19 protein-coding genes are annotated in these 22307 nt (G+C 54.5%); 16 read left to right on the top strand and 3 right to left on the bottom strand.

All coding sequences use genetic code 11. The annotated features are described in order from the left end of the window. Position 1 precedes the first annotated feature (1 nt). The 3 genes from leuB to leuL form a co-directional block, all read right to left on the bottom strand. A complete protein-coding gene (gene leuB, locus SK51_RS00640) occupies positions 2 to 1093 on the bottom strand; it encodes a 3-isopropylmalate dehydrogenase (protein ID WP_032676690.1) in 1092 nt (363 codons plus the stop codon). Next, positions 1093 to 2664, bottom strand: coding sequence for a 2-isopropylmalate synthase (gene leuA / locus SK51_RS00635; RefSeq protein ID WP_023305435.1), 1572 nt, complete (start codon positions 2662 to 2664; stop codon positions 1093 to 1095). The genes leuB and leuA overlap by 1 nt, the downstream gene beginning before the upstream one ends. Positions 2665 to 2755: 91 nt before the next feature. Next, positions 2756 to 2842: a leu operon leader peptide gene (gene leuL, locus SK51_RS25815; protein WP_057979999.1), complete on the bottom strand. Its 87-nt coding sequence runs from the start codon at positions 2840 to 2842 to the stop codon at positions 2756 to 2758. A gap of 627 nt (positions 2843 to 3469) precedes the next feature. On the opposite strand from leuL, the gene leuO reads away from it, so the two are divergent. From leuO to SK51_RS00555, 16 genes are all read left to right on the top strand, one after another. Continuing rightward, entirely contained in the window at positions 3470 to 4414 is a 945-nt protein-coding gene (gene leuO, locus SK51_RS00630) for a transcriptional regulator LeuO (protein WP_022647036.1), read from the top strand. Between the two features lie 376 nt (positions 4415 to 4790). Further along, the gene (gene ilvI, locus SK51_RS00625; RefSeq protein WP_023299318.1) at positions 4791 to 6515 is read left to right on the top strand and encodes an acetolactate synthase 3 large subunit; all 1725 of its coding nucleotides are present in this window, start codon (positions 4791 to 4793) and stop codon (positions 6513 to 6515) included. A gap of 1 nt (position 6516) precedes the next feature. Beyond that, positions 6517 to 7011, top strand: a complete 495-nt coding sequence (gene ilvN / locus SK51_RS00620) for an acetolactate synthase small subunit (RefSeq protein ID WP_023305437.1) — start codon at positions 6517 to 6519, stop codon at positions 7009 to 7011. 176 nt (positions 7012 to 7187) lie between these two features. Beyond that, entirely contained in the window at positions 7188 to 8192 is a 1005-nt protein-coding gene (gene cra, locus SK51_RS00615) for a catabolite repressor/activator (protein WP_003856369.1), read from the top strand. A 591-nt stretch (positions 8193 to 8783) separates the two neighbouring features. Further along, positions 8784 to 9242 carry a division/cell wall cluster transcriptional repressor MraZ gene (mraZ, locus tag SK51_RS00610; protein ID WP_014830641.1) on the top strand — a complete coding sequence of 153 codons (459 nt, stop codon included), beginning with the start codon at positions 8784 to 8786 and terminating at the stop codon, positions 9240 to 9242. A gap of 2 nt (positions 9243 to 9244) precedes the next feature. After that, positions 9245 to 10186, top strand: a complete 942-nt coding sequence (gene rsmH / locus SK51_RS00605) for a 16S rRNA (cytosine(1402)-N(4))-methyltransferase RsmH (protein ID WP_003856366.1) — start codon at positions 9245 to 9247, stop codon at positions 10184 to 10186. Further along, a complete protein-coding gene (ftsL, locus tag SK51_RS00600; protein ID WP_003856363.1) occupies positions 10183 to 10548 on the top strand; it encodes a cell division protein FtsL in 366 nt (121 codons plus the stop codon). The genes rsmH and ftsL overlap by 4 nt, the downstream gene beginning before the upstream one ends. 15 nt (positions 10549 to 10563) lie before the next feature. Further along, positions 10564 to 12330, top strand: coding sequence for a peptidoglycan glycosyltransferase FtsI (gene ftsI, locus SK51_RS00595; RefSeq protein WP_022647040.1), 1767 nt, complete (start codon positions 10564 to 10566; stop codon positions 12328 to 12330). Next, positions 12317 to 13804, top strand: coding sequence for a UDP-N-acetylmuramoyl-L-alanyl-D-glutamate--2,6-diaminopimelate ligase (gene murE / locus SK51_RS00590; protein ID WP_023305439.1), 1488 nt, complete (start codon positions 12317 to 12319; stop codon positions 13802 to 13804). Before ftsI ends, murE begins: the two co-directional genes overlap by 14 nt. After that, positions 13801 to 15159, top strand: coding sequence for a UDP-N-acetylmuramoyl-tripeptide--D-alanyl-D-alanine ligase (gene murF, locus SK51_RS00585; protein WP_023305440.1), 1359 nt, complete (start codon positions 13801 to 13803; stop codon positions 15157 to 15159). The genes murE and murF overlap by 4 nt, the downstream gene beginning before the upstream one ends. Beyond that, a complete protein-coding gene (gene mraY / locus SK51_RS00580) occupies positions 15153 to 16235 on the top strand; it encodes a phospho-N-acetylmuramoyl-pentapeptide-transferase (RefSeq protein ID WP_003856353.1) in 1083 nt (360 codons plus the stop codon). Before murF ends, mraY begins: the two co-directional genes overlap by 7 nt. A gap of 2 nt (positions 16236 to 16237) precedes the next feature. Then, a complete protein-coding gene (gene murD / locus SK51_RS00575; protein WP_023299321.1) occupies positions 16238 to 17554 on the top strand; it encodes a UDP-N-acetylmuramoyl-L-alanine--D-glutamate ligase in 1317 nt (438 codons plus the stop codon). Then, complete coding sequence (ftsW, locus tag SK51_RS00570; protein ID WP_022647044.1) at positions 17554 to 18798, top strand: cell division protein FtsW; 1245 nt, start codon at positions 17554 to 17556, stop codon at positions 18796 to 18798. Before murD ends, ftsW begins: the two co-directional genes overlap by 1 nt. Further along, entirely contained in the window at positions 18795 to 19859 is a 1065-nt protein-coding gene (murG, locus tag SK51_RS00565; protein ID WP_022647045.1) for an undecaprenyldiphospho-muramoylpentapeptide beta-N-acetylglucosaminyltransferase, read from the top strand. The genes ftsW and murG overlap by 4 nt, the downstream gene beginning before the upstream one ends. 59 nt (positions 19860 to 19918) lie before the next feature. Beyond that, on the top strand, positions 19919 to 21394 hold the full coding sequence (murC, locus tag SK51_RS00560) for a UDP-N-acetylmuramate--L-alanine ligase (RefSeq protein WP_048206563.1): 1476 nt from the start codon (positions 19919 to 19921) through the stop codon (positions 21392 to 21394). Beyond that, positions 21387 to 22307: a D-alanine--D-alanine ligase gene (locus SK51_RS00555; RefSeq protein ID WP_023299324.1), complete on the top strand. Its 921-nt coding sequence runs from the start codon at positions 21387 to 21389 to the stop codon at positions 22305 to 22307. Before murC ends, SK51_RS00555 begins: the two co-directional genes overlap by 8 nt.

Raw genomic sequence — 22307 nt, 5'->3', positions numbered from 1 at the left:
ATTACACCCCTTCAGCGACATAGCGGGCAATGATGTCGCCCATTTCATCGGTACTGACTGCCGCCGTGCCGCGTGCTAAATCACCGGTACGGACGCCTTCTTCTAACGCCCGGTTAATGGCGTTTTCAATTGCGGTTGCTGCATCGCCTGTATCCAGGCTGTAGCGCAGCAGCAGAGCCAGGGAGAGGATCTGCGCAATCGGGTTGGCGATGTTTTTGCCTGCGATATCCGGCGCGGAGCCCCCCGCCGGTTCGTACAGGCCAAAGCCTTCTTCGTTCAGGCTGGCCGAGGGCAGCATGCCCATGGAGCCAGTGATCATGGCGCATTCATCCGAGAGAATATCGCCGAACAGGTTGGAGCACAGCAACACGTCAAACTGAGCCGGATCTTTGATCAGCTGCATCGTTGCGTTGTCGATATACATATGCGACAGCGCAACGTCCGGGTACTGCTTAGCGACTTCACTGACGATTTCGCGCCACAAAATGGAAGACTGGAGCACGTTCGCTTTATCAATAGAGGTCACTTTACGGCGGCGTTTGCGCGCTGACTCAAACGCGATATGAGCGATACGTTCAATTTCAAAACGGTGATAGACCTCGGTATCAAACGCTTTCTCATGCTGACCGCTGCCTTCGCGACCTTTTGGCTGACCGAAGTAGATGCCGCCGGTCAGCTCACGCACGCAGAGAATGTCGAAACCGTTGGCCGCGATATCCGCGCGCAGCGGGCAGAACTCTTCCAGCCCCGGGTACAGCTTCGCCGGACGCAGGTTGCTGAACAGTTTGAAATGTTTACGCAGCGGCAGCAGCGCACCGCGCTCCGGCTGCTCTGCTGGCGGCAAATGTTCCCACTTAGGGCCGCCCACGGAGCCAAACAGCACGGCATCGGCATTTTCACAGCCTTCCACAGTGGCTTTCGGCAATGGCGTACCGTGGTTATCAATTGCAATACCGCCCACATCGTAGTGGCTGGTGGTAATTTTCATCGCAAAACGCGAACGAACGGCTTCCAGTACTTTCAGCGCCTGTGCCATCACTTCCGGGCCAATACCGTCACCCGGCAACACAGCAATATGGTAATTCTTCGACATCACACGGTTTCCTTGTTGTTCTCTTTATTCTGAGCTTTGCGTTGCAACTCTTTTTCGACTTCGGCGGCTCGCCAGATGTTGTTCAGGACATGCACCATCGCTTTCGCGGAGGATTCGACGATATCTGTCGCCAGACCCACACCGTGGAAGCGGCGACCGTTATAATTGACGACGATATCCACCTGACCCAGGGCGTCTTTACCGTGCCCTTTAGCCGTCAGGTCGTATTTCACCAGCTCTACGTCGTACTCAGTGACGCGGTTAATCGCCTGGTAAATGGCATCCACAGGGCCGTTGCCGTTGGCGGCTTCCGCTTTAATTTCATCCCCGCAGGCCAGCTTAACGGAGGCGGTGGCGATGTCGCTTGAGCCGGACTGGACGTTGAAGTAGTCCAGACGGAAGTGCTCTGGCTCTTCCTGCTGTTTGTTGATGAATGCCAGCGCTTCCAGATCGTAATCGAACACCTGGCCCTTCTTGTCCGCCAGCTTCAGGAAGGCGTCGTACAGCTGATCCATGTTGTAATCGCTGTCCTTGTAGCCCATCTCTTCCATACGGTGCTTCACTGCCGCGCGACCAGAGCGTGAGGTCAGGTTCAACTGAACCTGGTTCAGACCGATGGATTCCGGAGTCATGATTTCGTAGTTTTCACGGTTCTTCAGCACCCCATCCTGGTGGATACCGGAAGAGTGAGCGAACGCGCCCGTACCGACAATCGCTTTGTTGGCCGGGATCGGCATGTTGCAAATCTGGCTGACGGTCTGGCTGGTGCGCCAGATTTCGTTGTGATTGATGCGTGTGTGCACGTCCATGATGTCTTTGCGCACTTTGATCGCCATGATCACTTCTTCCAGCGAACAGTTGCCTGCGCGTTCGCCGATGCCGTTCATCGCGCCTTCTACCTGACGCGCGCCGGCGTGCACCGCCGCGATAGCATTGCCAACGGCCAGACCCAGGTCATCGTGGGTGTGTACAGAGATAATGGCTTTATCAATATTTGGTACGCGGTCATACAGACCGGTAATGATGTTGGCAAACTCAAACGGCATGGTGTAGCCGACGGTATCCGGGATGTTGATGGTTCTGGCTCCGGCATTAATAGCGGCTTCCACAACACGGGCCAAATCGTCAATCGGCGTGCGGCCTGCATCTTCACAGGAAAATTCCACGTCGTCAGTGAAGTTACGCGCCCGTTTAACCATATACACCGCACGTTCGATCACTTCATCCAGCGTGCTGCGCAACTTGGTTGCAATGTGCATGGGGGAGGTGGCAATAAAAGTATGGATACGGAAAGCTTCTGCAACTTTCAGGGATTCCGCGGCCACATCGATATCTTTCTCAACGCAGCGAGCCAGAGCGCACACGCGGCTGTTTTTGATGGTGCGGGCGATGGTCTGCACTGACTCAAAATCACCCGGCGAGGAGACAGGAAAACCGACCTCCATTACGTCTACACCCATGCGTTCCAGGGCCAGCGCAATTTGCAGTTTTTCTTTAACACTCAGGCTCGCCTGTAATGCCTGTTCACCGTCACGTAAAGTAGTATCGAAAATAACGACTTGCTGGCTCATGGGTTAGGTCCTTGTCAGTCTTAGGGCGCCTTGCTACGAGCATAAAAAAACCCGCGCAGTGGCGCGGGTTTTTAGTTTTACTGAAGACGATTCAACGCTGAATTTCGCCCGCCAGTCTACCGCGCACAGTGGATGCGTTTAGTAGTAGTAGACCGGTGAAACGAAGGGTGCGAATCATGAATCCTGCTCCAGGTGAATGCGATAGGCTTTTAGTGGTACTGGATACGCCGACTCATGTCAACCCCTCCCCGACAAAACGGGGACCCAACGCAGGGAGAATACATTAGCTAATTGTGCTGGTTTTTGCGTGGCTAACCGATTTTATTGTCTATTATTGGACTGGGGATTCATCTCTGGAATAATTTGAATATAATTGGTAGCAATTGAACATACTATTTTCATCAACATGCTAAGAAATGGAATGTGTTTCATATCATTGATTTATAAACTTCATGAATGATTTACGGGTAAGGAAGTTATCAAAATTGATATCAATTTGTTAATGAATATGCGTTGTATACTATTAATAGTTTAATAACGCTTAAGTCATTATTAATGAGAGCGTTGATTGTGTATTTGTCTGGTTTATGGTTTCATGCTCACAATAAAGTTTGAGATATCTTTTGAACGATTTTTAACTCTTCATTTATGGGGTGCGTAAAGCCGCTCGGTGAATGGGGCTCTTTATATATTCCGAATTTTAAATAATTTCCTTTCGCTTGTTGTATATGCATGGTAAATCATATTTTTCGAAGTTATTACTGTACCTGGGCAAAGGGAATTTAGCGTGACGGTGGAGTCAGAAATGCCAGAAAATAATATTAACCAACCACAGACTTATGATGGGGTTAAGCCTCAGTTACGCACAGTGGATCTTAACTTGTTAACTGTATTCGATGCAGTGATGCAGGAGCAGAATATTACGCGAGCAGCGCAATCTCTGGGAATGTCTCAGCCTGCCGTGAGTAATGCCGTAGCCAGACTTAAGGTGATGTTTAACGACGAGTTATTCGTTCGTTATGGGAGGGGAATTCAGCCTACAGCGCGTGCATTCCAGCTATTCGGTTCGATTCGTCAGGCGCTACAGCTGGTTCAAAATGAACTTCCCGGTTCGGGCTTTGAACCCTTAAGCAGTGAGCGGGTTTTCCATCTCTGTGTTTGCAGTCCGTTAGATAATTATTTGACGTCTGTTATATATAATAAAGTTGAACAGATCGCCCCAAATATTCATCTCGTTTTTAAATCATCATTAAATCAAAACACTGAACACCAGCTTCGTTATCAGGAAACAGAGTTTGTTCTGGGATACGAAGAGTTCCGCCGTCCAGAGTTTGCCTGTGTTCCGTTGTTCAAAGACGAAATGGTGTTAGTCGCCAGTAAAAAACATCCCCGTATGAATTCGCCGCTGCGTGAAAGCGATGTTTACAGTGAGCAACACGCCGTTGTTGCTCTTGACAGATATGCCTCATTTAGTCAGCCGTGGTATGACACCGCCGATAAACAAGCCAGCGTGGCTTATCAGGGAATGGCCATGGTCAGTGTATTAAATGTCGTTTCTCAGACGCAGTTAGTCGCTATTGCGCCGCGCTGGCTTGCTGAAGAGTTCTCCGATTCACTTAATCTGCAAATTTTACCTCTGCCGCTCAAGCTTAATAGCCGTACCTGTTATCTTTCCTGGCATGAGGCTGCGGGTCGGGATAAAGGGCATCAGTGGATGGAAGAGCTGCTGATCAATATTTGCCGTCGCTAGGTTCTGGTGAATAAACCGCATGGCGTCATGCGGTTTATTCTGCGGTTTTTAAAACTGGCGATATTATGTTCTGTGTTCGTTTTTTCAGTTACTTATGCATGCTCAAAAATAGATGATTTCCTGATCCATCCTCTTTTTAAGAGATGAATTATTATTGTCTCCACTCATACCAGACGAATTCACCATATTCGTGTCTGTCAGCTGTTTTTTCTGCTTTTATTGCCCATTCCCGCATCCCGTTTGCTAATTGCCTGCCTCATAACGAGCGGTTAAGGTATCCATCACTCTGCACATTATAAGATGGGTTTACCCTGTCAGAAGACGGCGCGGAAATGAATTCTGTAGACCGTCTATAACAAAAGCCTGGAGGCAAAGCATGGAGATGTTGTCTGGCGCGGAAATGGTCGTCCGATCGCTTATCGATCAGGGCGTGAAACAAGTGTTCGGCTATCCCGGAGGCGCGGTTCTCGATATTTATGACGCGCTGCACACGGTAGGCGGTATTGATCATGTTCTGGTTCGTCATGAACAGGCTGCTGTGCATATGGCTGACGGCCTGGCCCGCGCCACGGGCGAAGTGGGTGTTGTGCTGGTCACTTCCGGGCCGGGGGCGACCAATGCCATTACCGGCATAGCGACTGCGTATATGGACTCTATTCCACTGGTCATTCTTTCCGGACAGGTGGCGACGTCGCTGATTGGCTATGATGCGTTTCAGGAGTGCGACATGGTGGGGATCTCACGCCCCGTGGTGAAGCACAGCTTTCTGGTTAAACAAACTGAAGATATCCCGGGCGTACTGAAAAAAGCCTTCTGGCTGGCCGCCAGCGGTCGTCCTGGGCCAGTGGTTGTCGATCTGCCAAAAGATATTCTCAATCCGGGGAATAAACTGCCTTACCTTTGGCCTGAGTCGGTGAGCATGCGTTCGTATAATCCGACCACGCAAGGGCACAAAGGACAGATTAAACGTGCGCTGCAAACGCTGCTGGCTGCGAAAAAACCGGTGGTCTATGTGGGGGGAGGCGCCGTCAATGCAGCCTGCGAAACGCAACTACGCGAACTGATCGAGAAGCTTAATCTTCCTGTCGCGTCATCACTGATGGGGCTGGGGGCGTTCCCTGCCACGCATCGGCAGGCGCTGGGCATGCTGGGTATGCACGGCACCTACGAAGCCAATATGACGATGCACAATTCTGACGTGATTTTTGCCGTCGGCGTGCGTTTTGACGATCGCACCACGAACAACCTGGCGAAATACTGCCCGAATGCGACGGTGCTGCACATTGATATCGATCCTACTTCTATCTCTAAAACGGTGCCGGCGGATGTGCCGATCGTGGGAGACGCACGACAGGTGCTGGATCAAATGTTGGATCTGCTGGCGCAGGAGACCGCCTCTCAACCGCTGGACGAGATCCGCGACTGGTGGCAACAAATCGAGCAATGGCGTGGCCGTCAGTGCCTTAAATACGACACGCAAAGTGAGAACATCAAACCGCAGGCGGTGATCGAGACGATCTGGCGTCTGACTAATGGCGATGCGTATGTCACTTCTGACGTGGGCCAGCATCAGATGTTTGCTGCGCTGTATTACCCGTTTGATAAACCGCGTCGCTGGATCAACTCAGGCGGGCTCGGCACGATGGGCTTTGGTTTGCCCGCCGCGCTGGGGGTAAAGCTGGCGTTGCCAAACGAAACGGTTATTTGCGTAACGGGTGACGGCAGTATACAGATGAATATTCAGGAACTTTCCACTGCGCTGCAATATGAACTGCCAGTGCTGGTGCTGAACCTGAATAACGGTTACCTCGGCATGGTAAAACAGTGGCAGGATATGATTTATTCGGGCCGTCACTCCCAGTCCTATATGAAATCACTTCCGGACTTTGTCCGTCTGGCTGAAGCCTATGGTCATATTGGCATGCGGGTAACCGATCCGTCAGAGCTGGAAGCGAAGCTCGGCGAAGCGCTTGAGCACGTTAAAAACAATCGCCTCGTCTTCATGGACGTTATCGTCGATGGCACAGAGCACGTTTATCCGATGCATATTCGTGGCGGTGGTATGGATGAAATGTGGTTAAGCAAAACGGAGAGAACCTGATATGCGCCGGATATTATCTGTATTACTGGAAAATGAGTCGGGCGCACTGTCGCGGGTTATTGGGCTTTTTGCCCAGCGCGGCTATAACATTGAAAGCCTGACCGTGGCACCGACCGATGACCCTACGCTCTCGCGCATGACGATCCAGACTGTCGGCGATGCGAAAGTGCTTGAGCAGATCGAAAAGCAATTGCACAAGCTGGTGGACGTACTGCGCGTCAGCGAGCTGGGGCAGGGTGCTTACGTCGAACGTGAAGTGATGCTGGTGAAAATTCAGGCCAGCGGTTACGGCCGTGATGAGGTCAAGCGCAACACGGATATTTTCCGTGGGCAGATTATTGACGTCACGCCTTCTATATATACTGTCCAGCTTGCCGGAACGAGCGATAAGCTGGACGCTTTCCTGGCCTCTGTCAGGGATGTGGCAAAAATTGTTGAAGTTGCGCGCTCTGGCGTTGTTGGCCTCTCGCGCGGCGATAAAATCATGCGTGAGTAGCGCAATAGGTTCGCCTCTTTCAGCCCGGTAGCCAAAGCCGGGCTTTTTTTTGCGTAATCCGCCGACAACGCAGACAAAAGCGGTTGCCGTGAAGGCTATTCTGCGTTTAGATGTTAAAATATTTAACCATAACCTTGACAGGGCCATGGACTCTTTTCTTTTTTTGAGGGGCAATTGTGAAACTGGATGAAATCGCCCGGCTCGCCGGCGTGTCGAGAACCACGGCCAGCTATGTGATTAACGGTAAAGCAAAGCAGTATCGTGTCAGCGATAAGACCGTTGAGAAAGTGATGGCAGTCGTTCGTGAGCATAATTACCATCCGAATGCTGTCGCCGCAGGTTTACGTGCCGGGCGCACCCGCTCTATTGGCCTGGTGATCCCGGACCTGGAAAACACCAGCTATACCCGCATCGCCAACTATCTGGAACGTCAGGCTCGTCAGCGGGGCTATCAGCTGTTGATTGCCTGCTCCGAGGATCAGCCCGACAACGAGATGCGCTGCATTGAGCATCTGCTGCAACGTCAGGTTGATGCCATCATCGTGTCGACCTCTTTACCACCCGAGCATCCGTTCTATCAGCGCTGGGCGAACGATCCGTTCCCGATAGTGGCGCTGGATCGTGCGCTCGATCGTGAACATTTCACCAGCGTCGTGGGTGCCGATCAGGACGATGCAGAAATGCTGGCTGCCGAGCTGCGTACCTTCCCGGCTGAAACGGTGCTGTATCTTGGCGCTTTGCCTGAACTTTCGGTAAGCTTCCTGCGTGAACAAGGGTTCCGTACGGCATGGAAAGACGATCCGCGTGACGTTCATTATCTCTATGCCAACAGTTATGAGCGCGAAGCGGCTGCCCAGCTGTTCGAGAAATGGCTGGAAACGCACCCGATGCCGCAGGCGTTGTTTACCACCTCGTTTGCTCTGTTGCAGGGAGTGATGGACGTGACGTTACGTCGCGATGGCAAGCTGCCATCCGATCTGGCGATTGCTACCTTCGGTGATAACGAACTGCTCGACTTCCTGCAATGCCCAGTGCTGGCCGTGGCTCAGCGTCACCGCGACGTCGCCGAGCGCGTGCTGGAGATTGTTCTGGCAAGCCTGGATGAACCCCGCAAGCCGAAACCCGGGCTTACGCGTATCAAACGTAATCTCTATCGGCGCGGAATTTTGAGCCGCCATTAATATTTCCACAGGGGCGGTATAACTGCCCCTTTTGCGGCGAATTTATTGCGATAAATAATTCCCGGATAAAAATTAGGATTTATCTCTAAGATTCATAGCCTGCTATTTTTCTGAATCCATTTTGGTGTTAAAAAGCACAATTATAAATTTTTGACTGACATTTCTTTGTATTGTTTTGTTACAAACAGGCGCCAGCCGATGAATATTCAGCCATTTTTCACTCTCCCTCCAGGCCTCAATGTACACGAACGAATCCATATTGCCTCGGGATTAAACTGGTGCTGTTATCCCCCGGCGATATGCCTTAAAATGCTGCCCGCGTCGCAAACTGACACTTTATATTTCCCTGCGATGATATTGAGTGAGTCTTAACGCTCGTGTGCATATTCGGTTTTTTTCTTACAAATATTCATAACGTTAATTTTGCCTCGCCAGTTGTTTAGTTATTAGCCAGGTCACTCTTGCTCTGTAAATAGGATGCTTTCGGGTCCGTACAGAGAGAGTCCTGGCTTGACAAGCTTTTCCCTCGCTCCGTAAACTCCTTCAGGTGGGAATTTGTGGGTTAAAGTGGTGAGGAGGGGTGAGGCTGGCATGTTCCGTGGAGCAACGTTAGTCAATCTCGACAGCAAAGGGCGTTTATCGGTACCAACCCGATACCGTGACCAGCTGATTGAGAACGCTTCGGGTCAACTGGTTTGCACCATTGACATCAACTCCCCCTGCCTGCTGCTTTATCCTTTGCCTGAATGGGAAATCATTGAGCAAAAGCTGTCGCGACTGTCGAGCATGAACCCGCAGGAACGCCGCGTACAGCGGTTGTTATTGGGACATGCCAGTGAATGTCAGATGGATAGCGCCGGGCGATTATTGATTGCGCCTGTGTTGCGGCAACATGCCGGTCTGACTAAAGAAGTGATGCTGGTCGGGCAGTTCAACAAGTTTGAACTGTGGGACGAAACGACCTGGTATCAACAGGTCAAGGAAGATATCGACGCTGAGCAGTCTGATTCCGCAACATTATCGGAACGGCTGCAGGACTTGTCTCTATAAATATGATGGAAAATTATAAACATACAACGGTGCTGCTGGATGAGGCCGTTAACGGCCTGAATATTCGTCCAGATGGCATCTATATTGATGGCACTTTTGGTCGCGGTGGCCACTCGCGTTTGATCCTCTCTCAGCTTGGAGCGGAAGGGCGCCTGCTGGCAATTGACCGCGATCCGCAGGCGATTGCCGTTGCGCAAACCATCGATGACCCTCGCTTTTCCATCGTGCATGGACCTTTCTCTGCGCTTGCGGATTATGTCGCCGAGCGCGGCCTGACCGGCAAAATCGACGGGATCCTCCTCGATCTTGGTGTCTCTTCACCACAGCTTGATGATGCAGAACGCGGCTTCTCTTTTATGCGCGACGGTCCGCTGGATATGCGTATGGACCCTACCCGCGGCCAGTCTGCCGCCGAGTGGTTACAAACTGCTGACGAAGCGGATATTGCCTGGGTGATCAAAACCTTCGGCGAAGAACGCTTTGGCAAACGTATTGCGCGCGCCATCGTGGAGCGCAACCGCGTTGAGCCAATGACCCGTACCAAAGAGCTGGCAGAAGTCATCGCGGCGGCAACGCCAGTGAAGGACAAGCACAAACATCCTGCGACCCGTACCTTCCAGGCGGTTCGTATCTGGGTAAACAGTGAACTGGAGGAAATAGAGCTGGCGCTAAAAAGCTCGCTCGACGTGCTGGCCCCGGGTGGGCGGTTATCCATCATCAGCTTCCATTCGCTGGAAGATCGCATCGTTAAGCGCTTTATGCGTGAACAGAGCCGCGGTCCGCAGGTTCCAGCTGGGCTGCCGATGACGGAAGAACAACTCAGAAAGCTGGGAGGCCGTCAGTTGCGAGCATTAGGCAAGTTGATGCCGGGCGAAGAAGAGGTGGCAGAGAATCCACGTGCCCGTAGTTCAGTGCTGCGTATTGCAGAGAGGACGAACGCATGATCAGCAGAGTGACAGAGACCCTAAGCAAAGTTAAGGGATCGTTAGGAAGCAACGAGCGCCATGCCTTGCCTGGCGTGATCGGCGACGATCTTTTGCGGTTTGGGAAGCTGCCACTCTGCTTGTTCATTTGCATCATTGTGACGGCAGTCATGGTGGTAACCACCGCTCACCATACCCGTTTGTTAACTGCGCAGCGCGAACAGATGGTACTGGAACGCGATGCGCTGGATATTGAATGGCGAAATCTGATCCTTGAAGAAAACGCGCTCGGCGATCACAGCCGGGTTGAACGGATCGCAACGGAAAAACTGCAATTACAGCATGTTGATCCTTCGCAGGAAAATATCGTAGTACAAAAATAAGGGAAAACGCGACGCATGAAAGCAGCGGCAAAAACGCTAAAACCAAAACGCCAGGAAGAACAGGCCAACTTTATCAGTTGGCGTTTTGCGTTGCTTTGCGGCTGCATTTTACTGGCGCTGGGTTTCCTGCTGGGACGCGTGGCGTGGCTACAAATCATCGCGCCTGACATGCTGGTACGTCAGGGTGATATGCGTTCTCTGCGCGTGCAGGAAGTTTCTACCTCTCGTGGGATGATCACCGACCGCTCCGGCCGCCCGCTGGCGGTGAGCGTACCGGTGAAGGCGATCTGGGCCGATCCTAAAGAGCTGCATGACGCAGGCGGGATCACCCTTGATAACCGCTGGAAGGCGCTCTCAGACGCGTTGAAAATGCCGCTGGATCAGCTGGCGTCACGCGTTAACGCCAACCCGAAAGGGCGCTTCATCTATCTTGCCCGTCAGGTGAACCCTGATATGGCTGACTACATTAAAAAACTCAAGCTGCCCGGCATTCATCTGCGGGAAGAATCCCGCCGTTATTATCCTTCCGGCGAAGTCACCGCGCACCTGATTGGCTTCACCAACGTGGATAGCCAGGGGATTGAAGGCGTTGAAAAAAGCTTCGACAAGTGGCTTACCGGCCAGCCTGGCGAGCGAATCGTGCGTAAAGACCGCTATGGTCGCGTCATTGAAGATATTTCCTCGACAGACAGCCAGGCCGCGCACAACCTGGCCCTGAGTATTGATGAGCGCTTGCAGGCGCTGGTCTATCGTGAGCTGAACAACGCCGTCGCGTTTAACAAGGCGGAATCGGGCAGTGCCGTGCTGGTGGATGTGGCGACAGGTGAAGTGCTGGCGATGGCCAGTAGTCCCTCATACAACCCGAATAATTTTGCCGGTACAGCAAAAGATGCGATGCGTAACCGCTCCATCACCGATGTGTTTGAACCCGGTTCAACCGTAAAACCTATGGTGGTGATGACGGCTCTACAGCGGGGCATCGTCAACGAAAATACCGTTCTGAATACGATCCCTTATCGAATTAACGGCCACGAAATAAAAGACGTGGCACGTTACAGCGAACTGACCCTGACCGGGGTCTTACAGAAGTCGAGTAACGTCGGTGTGTCAAAACTGGCGTTAGCGATGCCGTCCTCAGCGTTAGTAGATACTTACTCACGTTTTGGGCTGGGAAAGGCGACCAATTTGGGGTTGGTCGGAGAACGCAGTGGCTTATATCCTCAAAAACAACGGTGGTCTGACATAGAGAGGGCCACCTTCTCTTTCGGCTACGGGCTAATGGTAACTCCCTTACAGTTAGCGCGAGTCTACGCAACGATTGGCAGCTATGGCATTTATCGCCCGCTGTCGATCACCAAAGTTGATCCACCGGTACCGGGGGAACGTGTTTTCCCGGAATCTATCGTTCGTACCGTCGTACATATGATGGAAAGCGTCGCGCTTCCCGGTGGTGGTGGCGTGAAGGCCGCGATTAAGGGCTATCGTATCGCCATCAAAACCGGTACAGCGAAAAAAGTGGGGCCGGACGGCCGCTATATCAACAAATACATTGCCTATACCGCAGGCGTAGCGCCTGCAAGCAATCCGCGTTTTGCGCTGGTGGTCGTCATCAACGATCCGCAGGCGGGTAAATACTACGGCGGCGCCGTCTCCGCGCCTGTGTTCGGGGCTATTATGGGCGGCGTGTTGCGCACCATGAACATTGAACCGGATGCGCTGGCGACGGGCGAAAAAAGTGAATTTGTAATTAATCAAGGCGAGGGAACAGGTGGCAGATCGTAATTTGCGCGACCTTCTTGCTCCGTGGGTGCCTATGCTACCTGCGCGAGCACTGCGAGAGATGGTACTGGATAGCCGCGTAGCGGCTTCTGGCGATCTTTTTGTGGCAGTGGTAGGTCATCAGGCGGACGGGCGTCGTTATATCCCGCAGGCGATTGCGCAAGGTGTTGCTGCCATTATTGCTGAGGCCAAAGATGAGGCAACAGACGGTGAGATCCGTGAAATGCACGGCGTGCCGGTCATCTATCTCAGCCAGCTGAATGAGCGTCTCTCCGCGCTGGCAGGACGTTTTTACGACGAACCTTCCGACCAGTTAAAGCTTGTTGGCGTGACAGGAACCAACGGAAAAACCACCACCACTCAGCTGATGGCGCAATGGGCTCAGCTGCTGGGTGAAACCGGTGCCGTCATGGGCACGGTGGGGAACGGTATTCTGGGCAAAGTAAGCCCGACGGAAAACACGACAGGCTCGGCGGTTGACGTGCAGCGTGTGCTGGCAGGCCTTGCAGAGCAGGGGGCGACCTTCGCGGCGATGGAGGTCTCCTCCCATGGTCTGGTACAACATCGCGTGGCGGCACTGAAATTTGCCGCCTCTGTCTTTACAAACCTGAGCCGCGATCACCTTGATTATCATGGTGATATGGAGCACTACGAAGCGGCGAAATGGCTGCTTTATTCCACTCACCACCACGGGCAGGCGATCATTAACGCCGACGACGAAGTCGGTCGCCGCTGGCTGGAAAAACTGCCAGATGCGGTGGCGGTGTCGATGGAAGATCGCATTAATCCGAACTGTCGTGGCCGCTGGCTGAAGGCAGTCGAAGTGAACTACCACGATAGCGGGGCGACGATCCGCTTTGCTTCCACCTGGGGCGAAGGTGAAATTGAAAGCCGCCTGATGGGGGCTTTCAACGTCAGTAACCTGCTGCTGGCGCTGGCGACGCTGCTGGCGCTGGGTTACCCGATGGTAGATCTGCTGAAAACGTCTGAGCGTTTGCAACCGGTCTGTGGCCGCATGGAAGTGTTCAGTGCGCCGGGCAAGCCGACGGTGGTCGTGGATTACGCCCATACGCCGGATGCGCTGGAAAAAGCGCTGGAAGCGGCGCGTCTGCACTGCGCTGGCAAGCTCTGGTGCGTGTTTGGCTGCGGTGGCGATCGCGACAAGGGCAAACGTCCGCTGATGGGCGCCATCGCTGAGCAGTTCGCGGATATTCCCGTGGTGACCGATGACAACCCGCGTACCGAAGAGCCGAGGGCCATTATCAACGACATTCTGGCGGGCATGCTGGATGCTGGGCGTGCGCGCGTGGTCGAAGGCCGTGCGGAGGCCGTGACTAACGCCATTATGCAGGCGCAGGAGAACGATGTGGTTCTGCTGGCCGGTAAAGGTCATGAAGATTATCAGATCGTCGGCAATCGTCGTCTGGATTACTCCGACCGCGTGACGGCAGCGCGTCTGCTGGGAGTGGTGGCATGATTAGCATTACGTTAAGCCAGGCCGCTGCGGTATTGCAGGGGATGCTGCATGGTCAGGATCAGACCATCGAGGCTGTGACCACCGACACCCGTAAGGTGACGGCGGGCTGCCTGTTTGTGGCGCTGAAGGGTGAACGTTTTGACGCCCACGATTTTGCGCAACAGGCTAAAGATAACGGCGCGGGTGCGCTGCTGGTCAACCGTAAGCTCGATATCGATTTGCCGCAGATTGTGGTGAAAGATACGCGCCTGGCGTTTGGTGAGCTGGCGGCATGGGTTCGCCAGCAGGTGCCAACACGCGTCGTGGCGCTGACGGGCTCGTCGGGCAAAACCTCCGTTAAAGAGATGACGGCGGCGATCCTTAGCCAGTGCGGAAACACGCTTTATACGGCGGGCAACCTTAATAATGACGTCGGTGTACCGATGACGCTGCTGCGCCTGACCCACGAGCATGAATATGCGGTGATTGAGTTAGGGGCTAACCATCAGGGCGAAATCGCCTGGACCGTGAGCCTGACGCGTCCGGAAGCGGCGCTGGTAAATAACCTGGCGGCGGCACATCTTGAAGGTTTTGGTTCGCTGGCCGGTGTGGCGAAAGCGAAAGGTGAAATTTATACCGGCCTGCCGGATGACGGCATCGCCATTATGAATGCCGATAACAATGACTGGCTGAACTGGCAGAGCATCATTGGTTCACGCAAAACCTGGCGCTTCTCCCCGAATGCGGCAAACAGTGATTTTTCGGCGACCAACATTCATGTGACGTCACACGGCACCGAGTTCACCCTCCTGACCCCAACGGGCGACATCGACGTGCTGCTGCCGTTGCCGGGTCGTCATAACATCGCCAATGCGCTTGCTGCGGCAGCGCTCTCAATGGCGGTAGGGGCTTCACATGCTGCGATAAAAACTGGTCTGGCAAATTTAAAAGCCGTGCCGGGGCGTCTGTTCCCGATCCAGCTGGCTGAAAACAAACTCCTGCTGGATGACTCCTACAACGCTAACGTCGGCTCCATGACGGCGGCCGTGCAGGTCTTGTCTGAGATGCCGGGCTATCGCGTGATGGTTGTGGGCGATATGGCCGAGCTGGGTGATGAAAGCGAAGCCTGCCACGTACAGGTTGGCGAAGCGGCGAAAGCTGCCGGGCTTGACCGCGTACTGAGCGCAGGCACGCTGAGCAAGGCCATTTCCGATGCCAGTGAAGTTGGCGAACATTTTGCCGATAAATCTGCACTGATCGAACGCCTGAAGGCATTGATTACAGAAAAACAGATTGTGACTGTTTTAGTTAAAGGTTCACGTAGTGCCGCCATGGAAGAGGTTGTGCACGCATTACAGGAGAACGGGACATGTTAGTTTGGCTGGCCGAACATTTGGTCAAATATTATTCAGGCTTTAACGTCTTTTCCTATCTGACGTTTCGCGCCATCGTCAGCCTGCTGACTGCGCTGTTCATCTCGTTGTGGATGGGCCCGCGCATGATTGCCCGTCTGCAAAAACTCTCTTTCGGCCAGGTTGTACGCAACGATGGTCCGGAATCACACTTCAGCAAGCGCGGTACGCCGACCATGGGCGGGATCATGATCCTGACCGCGATTGTGGTGTCCGTTCTGCTGTGGGCTTATCCGTCTAACCCCTACGTCTGGTGCGTGCTGACCGTTCTGGTTGGCTACGGGATCATCGGTTTTGTTGATGACTACCGCAAAGTCGTGCGCAAAGACACCAAAGGTTTGATCGCCCGCTGGAAGTATTTCTGGATGTCGGTAATTGCGCTGGGTGTGGCCTTCGCGCTTTACCTGGCAGGAAAAGACACCCCGGCCACCGAGCTGGTGGTGCCGTTCTTCAAAGACGTGATGCCGCAGCTGGGGCTGTTCTACATTCTGCTGGCTTACTTTGTGATCGTCGGCACCGGCAACGCCGTCAACCTGACCGATGGTCTGGACGGCCTGGCCATCATGCCAACCGTGTTTGTCGCGGGCGGTTTCGCGCTGGTGGCGTGGGCGACCGGTAACATGAACTTTGCAAACTACCTGCACATCCCGTACCTGCGACACGCTGGTGAGCTGGTGATCGTCTGTACGGCGATTGTCGGCGCGGGGCTGGGCTTCCTGTGGTTCAACACCTATCCGGCGCAGGTCTTTATGGGCGACGTCGGTTCACTGGCACTGGGCGGCGCGCTGGGCATTATCGCCGTGCTGCTGCGTCAGGAGTTCCTGCTGGTGATTATGGGCGGTGTGTTTGTGGTTGAGACCCTGTCGGTGATTTTGCAGGTCGGTTCCTTCAAGCTGCGCGGCCAGCGCATCTTCCGTATGGCACCGATTCACCACCACTATGAACTGAAAGGCTGGCCGGAGCCGCGCGTCATTGTGCGCTTCTGGATTATTTCGCTGATGCTGGTGCTGATTGGCCTGGCAACGCTGAAGGTACGTTAATCATGGCAGATTACCAGGGCAAAAAAGTCGTTATCATCGGGTTGGGCCTCACCGGCCTCTCCTGCGTGGACTTTTTCCTTGCGCGTGGCGTGACGCCGCGCGTGATGGATACGCGCGTCTCTCCGCCGGGTCTGGACAAGCTGCCGGAGCAGGTTGAACGCCACCTGGGTGGTCTGAATGATGAGTGGCTGCTGGTCGCCGATCTGATTGTTGCCAGCCCGGGCATGGCGCTGGCGCATCCTTCGCTGAGTGCCGCGGCGGATGCAGGCGTTGAGATTGTTGGCGATATCGAACTGTTCTGCCGGGAGGCGCAGGCCCCGATCGTTGCCATTACCGGTTCAAACGGTAAAAGCACCGTCACCACCCTGGTGGGTGAGATGGCGAAAGCGGCGGGCAAAAATGTCGGCGTGGGCGGTAACATTGGCCTACCCGCGTTGATGCTGCTCGATAAAGGGTGTGAGCTGTTTGTACTTGAGCTTTCCAGCTTCCAGCTGGAAACCACTTCAAGCCTGCATGCGGCGGCAGCGACGATCCTTAATGTCACCGAAGATCATATGGACAGATACCCGTTCGGCTTGCAGCAGTACCGCGCGGCCAAGCTGCGTGTCTATGAAAATGCCAAAGTCTGCGTGGTGAATGCCGATGATGCACTCACCATGCCGGTGCGTGGCGCAGACGATCGCTGCATTAGCTTCGGTATTAACATGGGTGACTATCACCTTAACCGCCAGCAGGGCGAAACCTGGCTGCGGGTGAAAGGTGAGAAGGTGCTGAACGTGAAAGAGATGATGCTCTCCGGCCAGCATAACTACACCAACGCCCTGGCGGCGCTGGCGCTGGCGGATGCCGTTGGCCTGCCGCGATCTTCAAGCCTGAAGGCGCTGACCACCTTTACCGGCCTGGCTCACCGTTTTCAGCTGGCGCTGGAACACAACGGCGTACGCTGGATTAACGATTCCAAAGCGACCAATGTGGGTAGCACCGAGGCGGCATTGAACGGTCTGCACGTTGAAGGCACACTGCATCTGCTGCTGGGCGGCGACGGTAAATCAGCCGATTTCTCCTCGCTGAAGCAGTACCTCAACGGTGATAACGTGCGCCTTTATTGCTTTGGCCGCGATGGCAGCGAGCTTGCGGCGTTGCGTCCTGAGGTCGCCGAACAAACCGAGACCATGGAACAGGCGATGCGCCTTATCGCCCCACGCGTGAAGCCCGGCGATATGGTGCTGCTCTCGCCAGCCTGTGCCAGCCTCGATCAATTTAAGAATTTCGAACAGCGGGGCGATGTCTTTACCCGCCTGGCGAAGGAGTTAGGCTGATGCGTTTATCTCTCCCTCGCCTGAAAATGCCGCGTCTGCCAGGGTTTGGTATCCTGGTATGGCTGTTTACGGCGCTGAAAGGCTGGGTGATGGCTTCACGGGATAAAGATTCCGACAGCCTGATTATGTACGACCGCACGCTGTTCTGGCTCACGCTGGGGCTGGCAGCGACCGGCTTTATTATGGTCACCTCGGCGTCGATGCCTGTCGGACAGCGTCTGGCAAACGATCCGTTCCTGTTTGCCAAGCGTGACGGGCTGTACATCATTCTCGCGTTCTGCCTGGCAATGATCACCTTACGCCTGCCGATGTCGTTCTGGCAGCGGCACAGTACGGCCATGCTTATCGCCTCAATCATCATGCTGTTGATCGTTCTGGTCGTCGGGAGCTCCGTTAACGGGGCATCACGCTGGATCGCCTTTGGTCCGCTGCGTATTCAGCCTGCAGAGTTCACCAAGCTTTCGTTGTTCTGCTACCTGGCAAACTACCTGGTGCGTAAAGTCGACGAAGTTCGTAACAACCTGCGCGGCTTCTTAAAACCGATGGGCGTGATTCTGGTGCTTGCGATCCTGCTGCTGGCGCAGCCCGATCTCGGTACGGTTGTCGTACTGTTTGTCACTACGCTGGCGATGCTGTTCTTGGCGGGCGCAAAACTGTGGCAGTTCATTGCCATCATCGGGATGGGGATTTCGGCGGTGGTGCTGCTGATCCTCGCCGAACCATACCGTATCCGCCGTGTGACCTCGTTCTGGAACCCATGGGAAGATCCGTTCGGCAGCGGTTATCAGCTGACACAGTCGCTGATGGCGTTTGGCCGCGGCGAAGTCTGGGGCCAAGGCCTGGGCAACTCGGTGCAAAAACTGGAGTATTTACCGGAGGCGCATACCGACTTCATCTTCTCCATTATTGGGGAAGAACTGGGTTATATCGGTGTGGTATTGGCGCTATTAATGGTATTCTTCGTCGCTTTCCGCGCCATGTCGATTGGCCGTAAAGCGCTGGAGATCGATCACCGCTTCTCCGGTTTCCTGGCTTGCTCAATTGGTATCTGGTTTAGCTTCCAGGCACTGGTAAACGTTGGGGCCGCAGCGGGTATGCTGCCGACCAAAGGTCTGACGTTGCCGTTGATCAGTTATGGTGGTTCGAGTCTGTTGATCATGTCGACGGCCATCATGTTTTTGTTACGCATAGATTATGAAACGCGTCTGGAGAAAGCTCAGGCGTTTACACGAGGTTCACGATGAATCAACCGAAGCGGTTAATGGTGATGGCAGGCGGGACCGGCGGACACGTGTTCCCGGGACTGGCGGTTGCGCACCATTTAATGGAACAGGGCTGGCAGGTACGCTGGCTGGGAACCGCAGACCGCATGGAAGCCGACCTTGTACCTAAACACGGTATCGAGATCGACTTTATTCGTATTTCTGGCCTTCGTGGCAAAGGGATCAAGGCGCTGCTGCTGGCGCCGGTGCGCATTTTCAATGCCTGGCGTCAGGCGCGCGACATTATGAAGCGCTTTAAGCCTGACGTCGTTCTGGGCATGGGCGGCTACGTTTCCGGTCCGGGAGGACTGGCGGCGTGGTCACTGGGCATCCCTGTTGTTCTGCATGAGCAGAACGGTATTGCCGGGTTGACCAACAAATGGCTGGCAAAAATCGCCACCAAAGTTATGCAGGCCTTCCCTGGGGCATTCCCGAAAGCGGATGTCGTAGGGAATCCGGTGCGTGTGGACGTGCTGGCGCTGCCGCTGCCAGATACGCGTCTGGCGGGTCGCGAAGGGCCGGTGCGCGTGCTGGTTGTCGGCGGTTCACAGGGCGCACGTATTTTAAACCAGACGATGCCACAGGTTGCGACAAAACTGGGTGATGCGGTGACCATCTGGCACCAGAGCGGGAAGGGCGCTCAGCAGAGCGTTGAGCAGGCCTACGCGCAGGAAGGTCAGCCGCAGCATAAAGTGACTGAATTTATTGATGATATGGCCGCAGCCTATGCCTGGGCCGATGTCGTGGTCTGTCGTTCGGGTGCGCTGACGGTGAGCGAAATCGCCGCCGCCGGTTTGCCAGCGCTGTTTGTGCCGTTCCAGCACAAAGACCGACAGCAGTACTGGAATGCGCTGCCGCTTGAGAAAGCGGGTGCCGCAAAAATTTTTGAGCAGCCACAATTTACCGCTGATGCGGTCGCCACTACCCTGGCGGGCTGGAACCGAGATGTATTACTGGAGATGGCGCAACGCGCACGCGCGACCGCTATCCCGGATGCAACGGAACGGGTGGCAAAAGAAGTGAGCCTGGCAGCCCAGGCATAATTCTCGCAGCGCGTGTTGCGCTGCACGATTTTTTTGAAGTAGTCGATGGCGTTTAGAGAATGAATACACAACAACTGGCAAAACTGCGTTCTATCGTGCCCGAGATGCGTCGCGTCCGGCACATTCACTTTGTCGGCATCGGTGGTGCTGGCATGGGCGGTATTGCCGAAGTGTTAGCTAACGAAGGCTATCAGATCAGCGGGTCTGACCTGGCGCCAAACCCTGTTACGCAGCAGCTGGCGTCGCTGGGGGCGACTATCTATTTCAATCATCGCCCGAAAAACGTGAGCGATGCGAGCGTGGTTGTAGTGTCCAGCGCGATCTCCGCGGATAACCCGGAAATCGTTGCGGCGCATGAGGCGCGCATTCCGGTGATCCGTCGCGCGGAAATGCTGGCGGAACTGATGCGTTTCCGTCACGGCATTGCGGTGGCCGGTACGCACGGTAAAACCACAACAACAGCGATGGTCTCCAGCATTTATGCGGAAGCGGGTCTCGACCCAACGTTCGTTAACGGTGGTCTGGTGAAAGCCGCTGGCGTGCATGCGCGTCTGGGCCACAGCCGTTATCTGATTGCGGAAGCGGATGAAAGCGACGCGTCGTTCCTGCATTTGCAGCCGATGGTGGCTATCGTCACCAATATCGAAGCTGACCATATGGATACCTACCAGGGCGACTTCGAGAACTTAAAGCAGACCTTTATTAACTTCCTGCACAACCTGCCGTTCTATGGCCGTGCGGTGATGTGCGTGGACGACCCGGTGATCCGCGAGCTGCTGCCGCGCGTCGGGCGTCAAATTACCACCTACGGCTTCAGCGAAGACGCTGATGTACGCGTGGAAGATTATAAGCAGATTGGTGCGCAGGGACATTTCACCCTGGCACGCCAGGATAAAGAGCTCCTGCATGTCACCCTGAACGCGCCGGGACGTCACAATGCCCTGAATGCGGCGGCGGCGGTGGCTGTTGCAACGGAAGAAGGCATTGATGATGAGGCGATCCTGCGCGCGCTGGAAAGCTTCCAGGGAACGGGCCGTCGCTTCGACTTCCTGGGTGAGTTCCCACTGGAGCCAGTAAACGGTAAGCCAGGTTCTGCGATGCTGGTCGATGACTACGGTCACCATCCGACGGAGGTGGACGCAACCATCAAAGCGGCACGCGCGGGTTGGCCGGAAAAGAATCTGGTCATGATCTTCCAGCCGCACCGTTACACACGTACCCGCGATCTGTATGACGATTTTGCCAACGTCCTTTCGCAGGTCGATACCCTGCTGATGCTGGATGTTTATGCCGCGGGTGAAGCGCCGATTCCGGGCGCGGACAGTCGGTCTTTATGTCGTACCATCCGCGGACGCGGTAAAGTGGACCCTATCCTGGTCCCCGACCCGGTGCAGGTAGCTGAAATGCTTGCCCCGGTCCTGACGGGTAACGATCTCATCCTGATTCAGGGTGCGGGAAATATCGGCAAAATCGCCCGTACCTTAGCTGAAATCAAACTGAAGCCGCAAACTCAGGAGGACGAGCGTCATGGCTGATAAGATTGCTGTCCTGTTTGGCGGCACTTCCGCCGAACGCGAGGTTTCTCTGAATTCGGGCGCTGCCGTGCTGGCGGGCCTGCGTGAAGGTGGTGTGGACGCGCATCCGGTTGATCCGAAAGAGGTGGACGTTACGCAGCTGAAAGCGATGGGCTTCGATAAAGCCTTTATCGCGTTGCATGGCCGCGGCGGTGAAGACGGCACGTTGCAGGGGCTGCTGGAGCTGATCGGTATGCCGTACACCGGCAGTGGCGTGATGGCATCCGCTATCTCCATGGATAAACTGCGCAGCAAACTGCTGTGGCAGGGGGCGGGTCTGCCCGTTGCGCCATGGGTTGCACTGACGCGCCGTGAATTTGAATTGGGCTTGTCGGACAGCGTTAATACACGCATTGCGTCACTGGGCTTACCGGTTATTGTGAAGCCTAGCCGTGAAGGGTCGAGCGTGGGAATGTCCAAAGTTGATAAAGCTGTAGATTTGGCTGACGCTTTAGCTCTGGCATTTCAACATGATGAAGAAGTTCTGATTGAAAAATGGCTTAGCGGGCCGGAATTTACCGTCGCGATGCTTGGTGAAGAAATTTTACCGTCAATTCGCATCCAACCCGCCGGAGTCTTCTATGATTATGAGGCGAAGTATCTCTCTGATGAGACGCAATATTTCTGCCCAGCTGGTCTTGAAGCACAACGTGAAGCGGAATTACAGTCTCTGGTGCTTAAAGCATGGAATGTTTTGGGATGCCGAGGCTGGGGACGAATTGATGTGATGCTTGACGGTGATGGGCAATTTTATCTGCTGGAAGCAAACACGTCTCCGGGTATGACCAGCCATAGCCTTGTGCCGATGGCGGCGCGTCAGGCGGGAATGAGCTTCTCGCAATTAGTCGTACGTATTCTGGACCAGGCGGGCTGA

The organism is Enterobacter sp. MGH85 (assembly GCF_001037655.1).
In the GTDB taxonomy this organism is placed as follows: domain Bacteria; phylum Pseudomonadota; class Gammaproteobacteria; order Enterobacterales; family Enterobacteriaceae; genus Enterobacter; species Enterobacter intestinihominis.
This window is presented reverse-complemented; position numbering and strand designations above follow the sequence as displayed.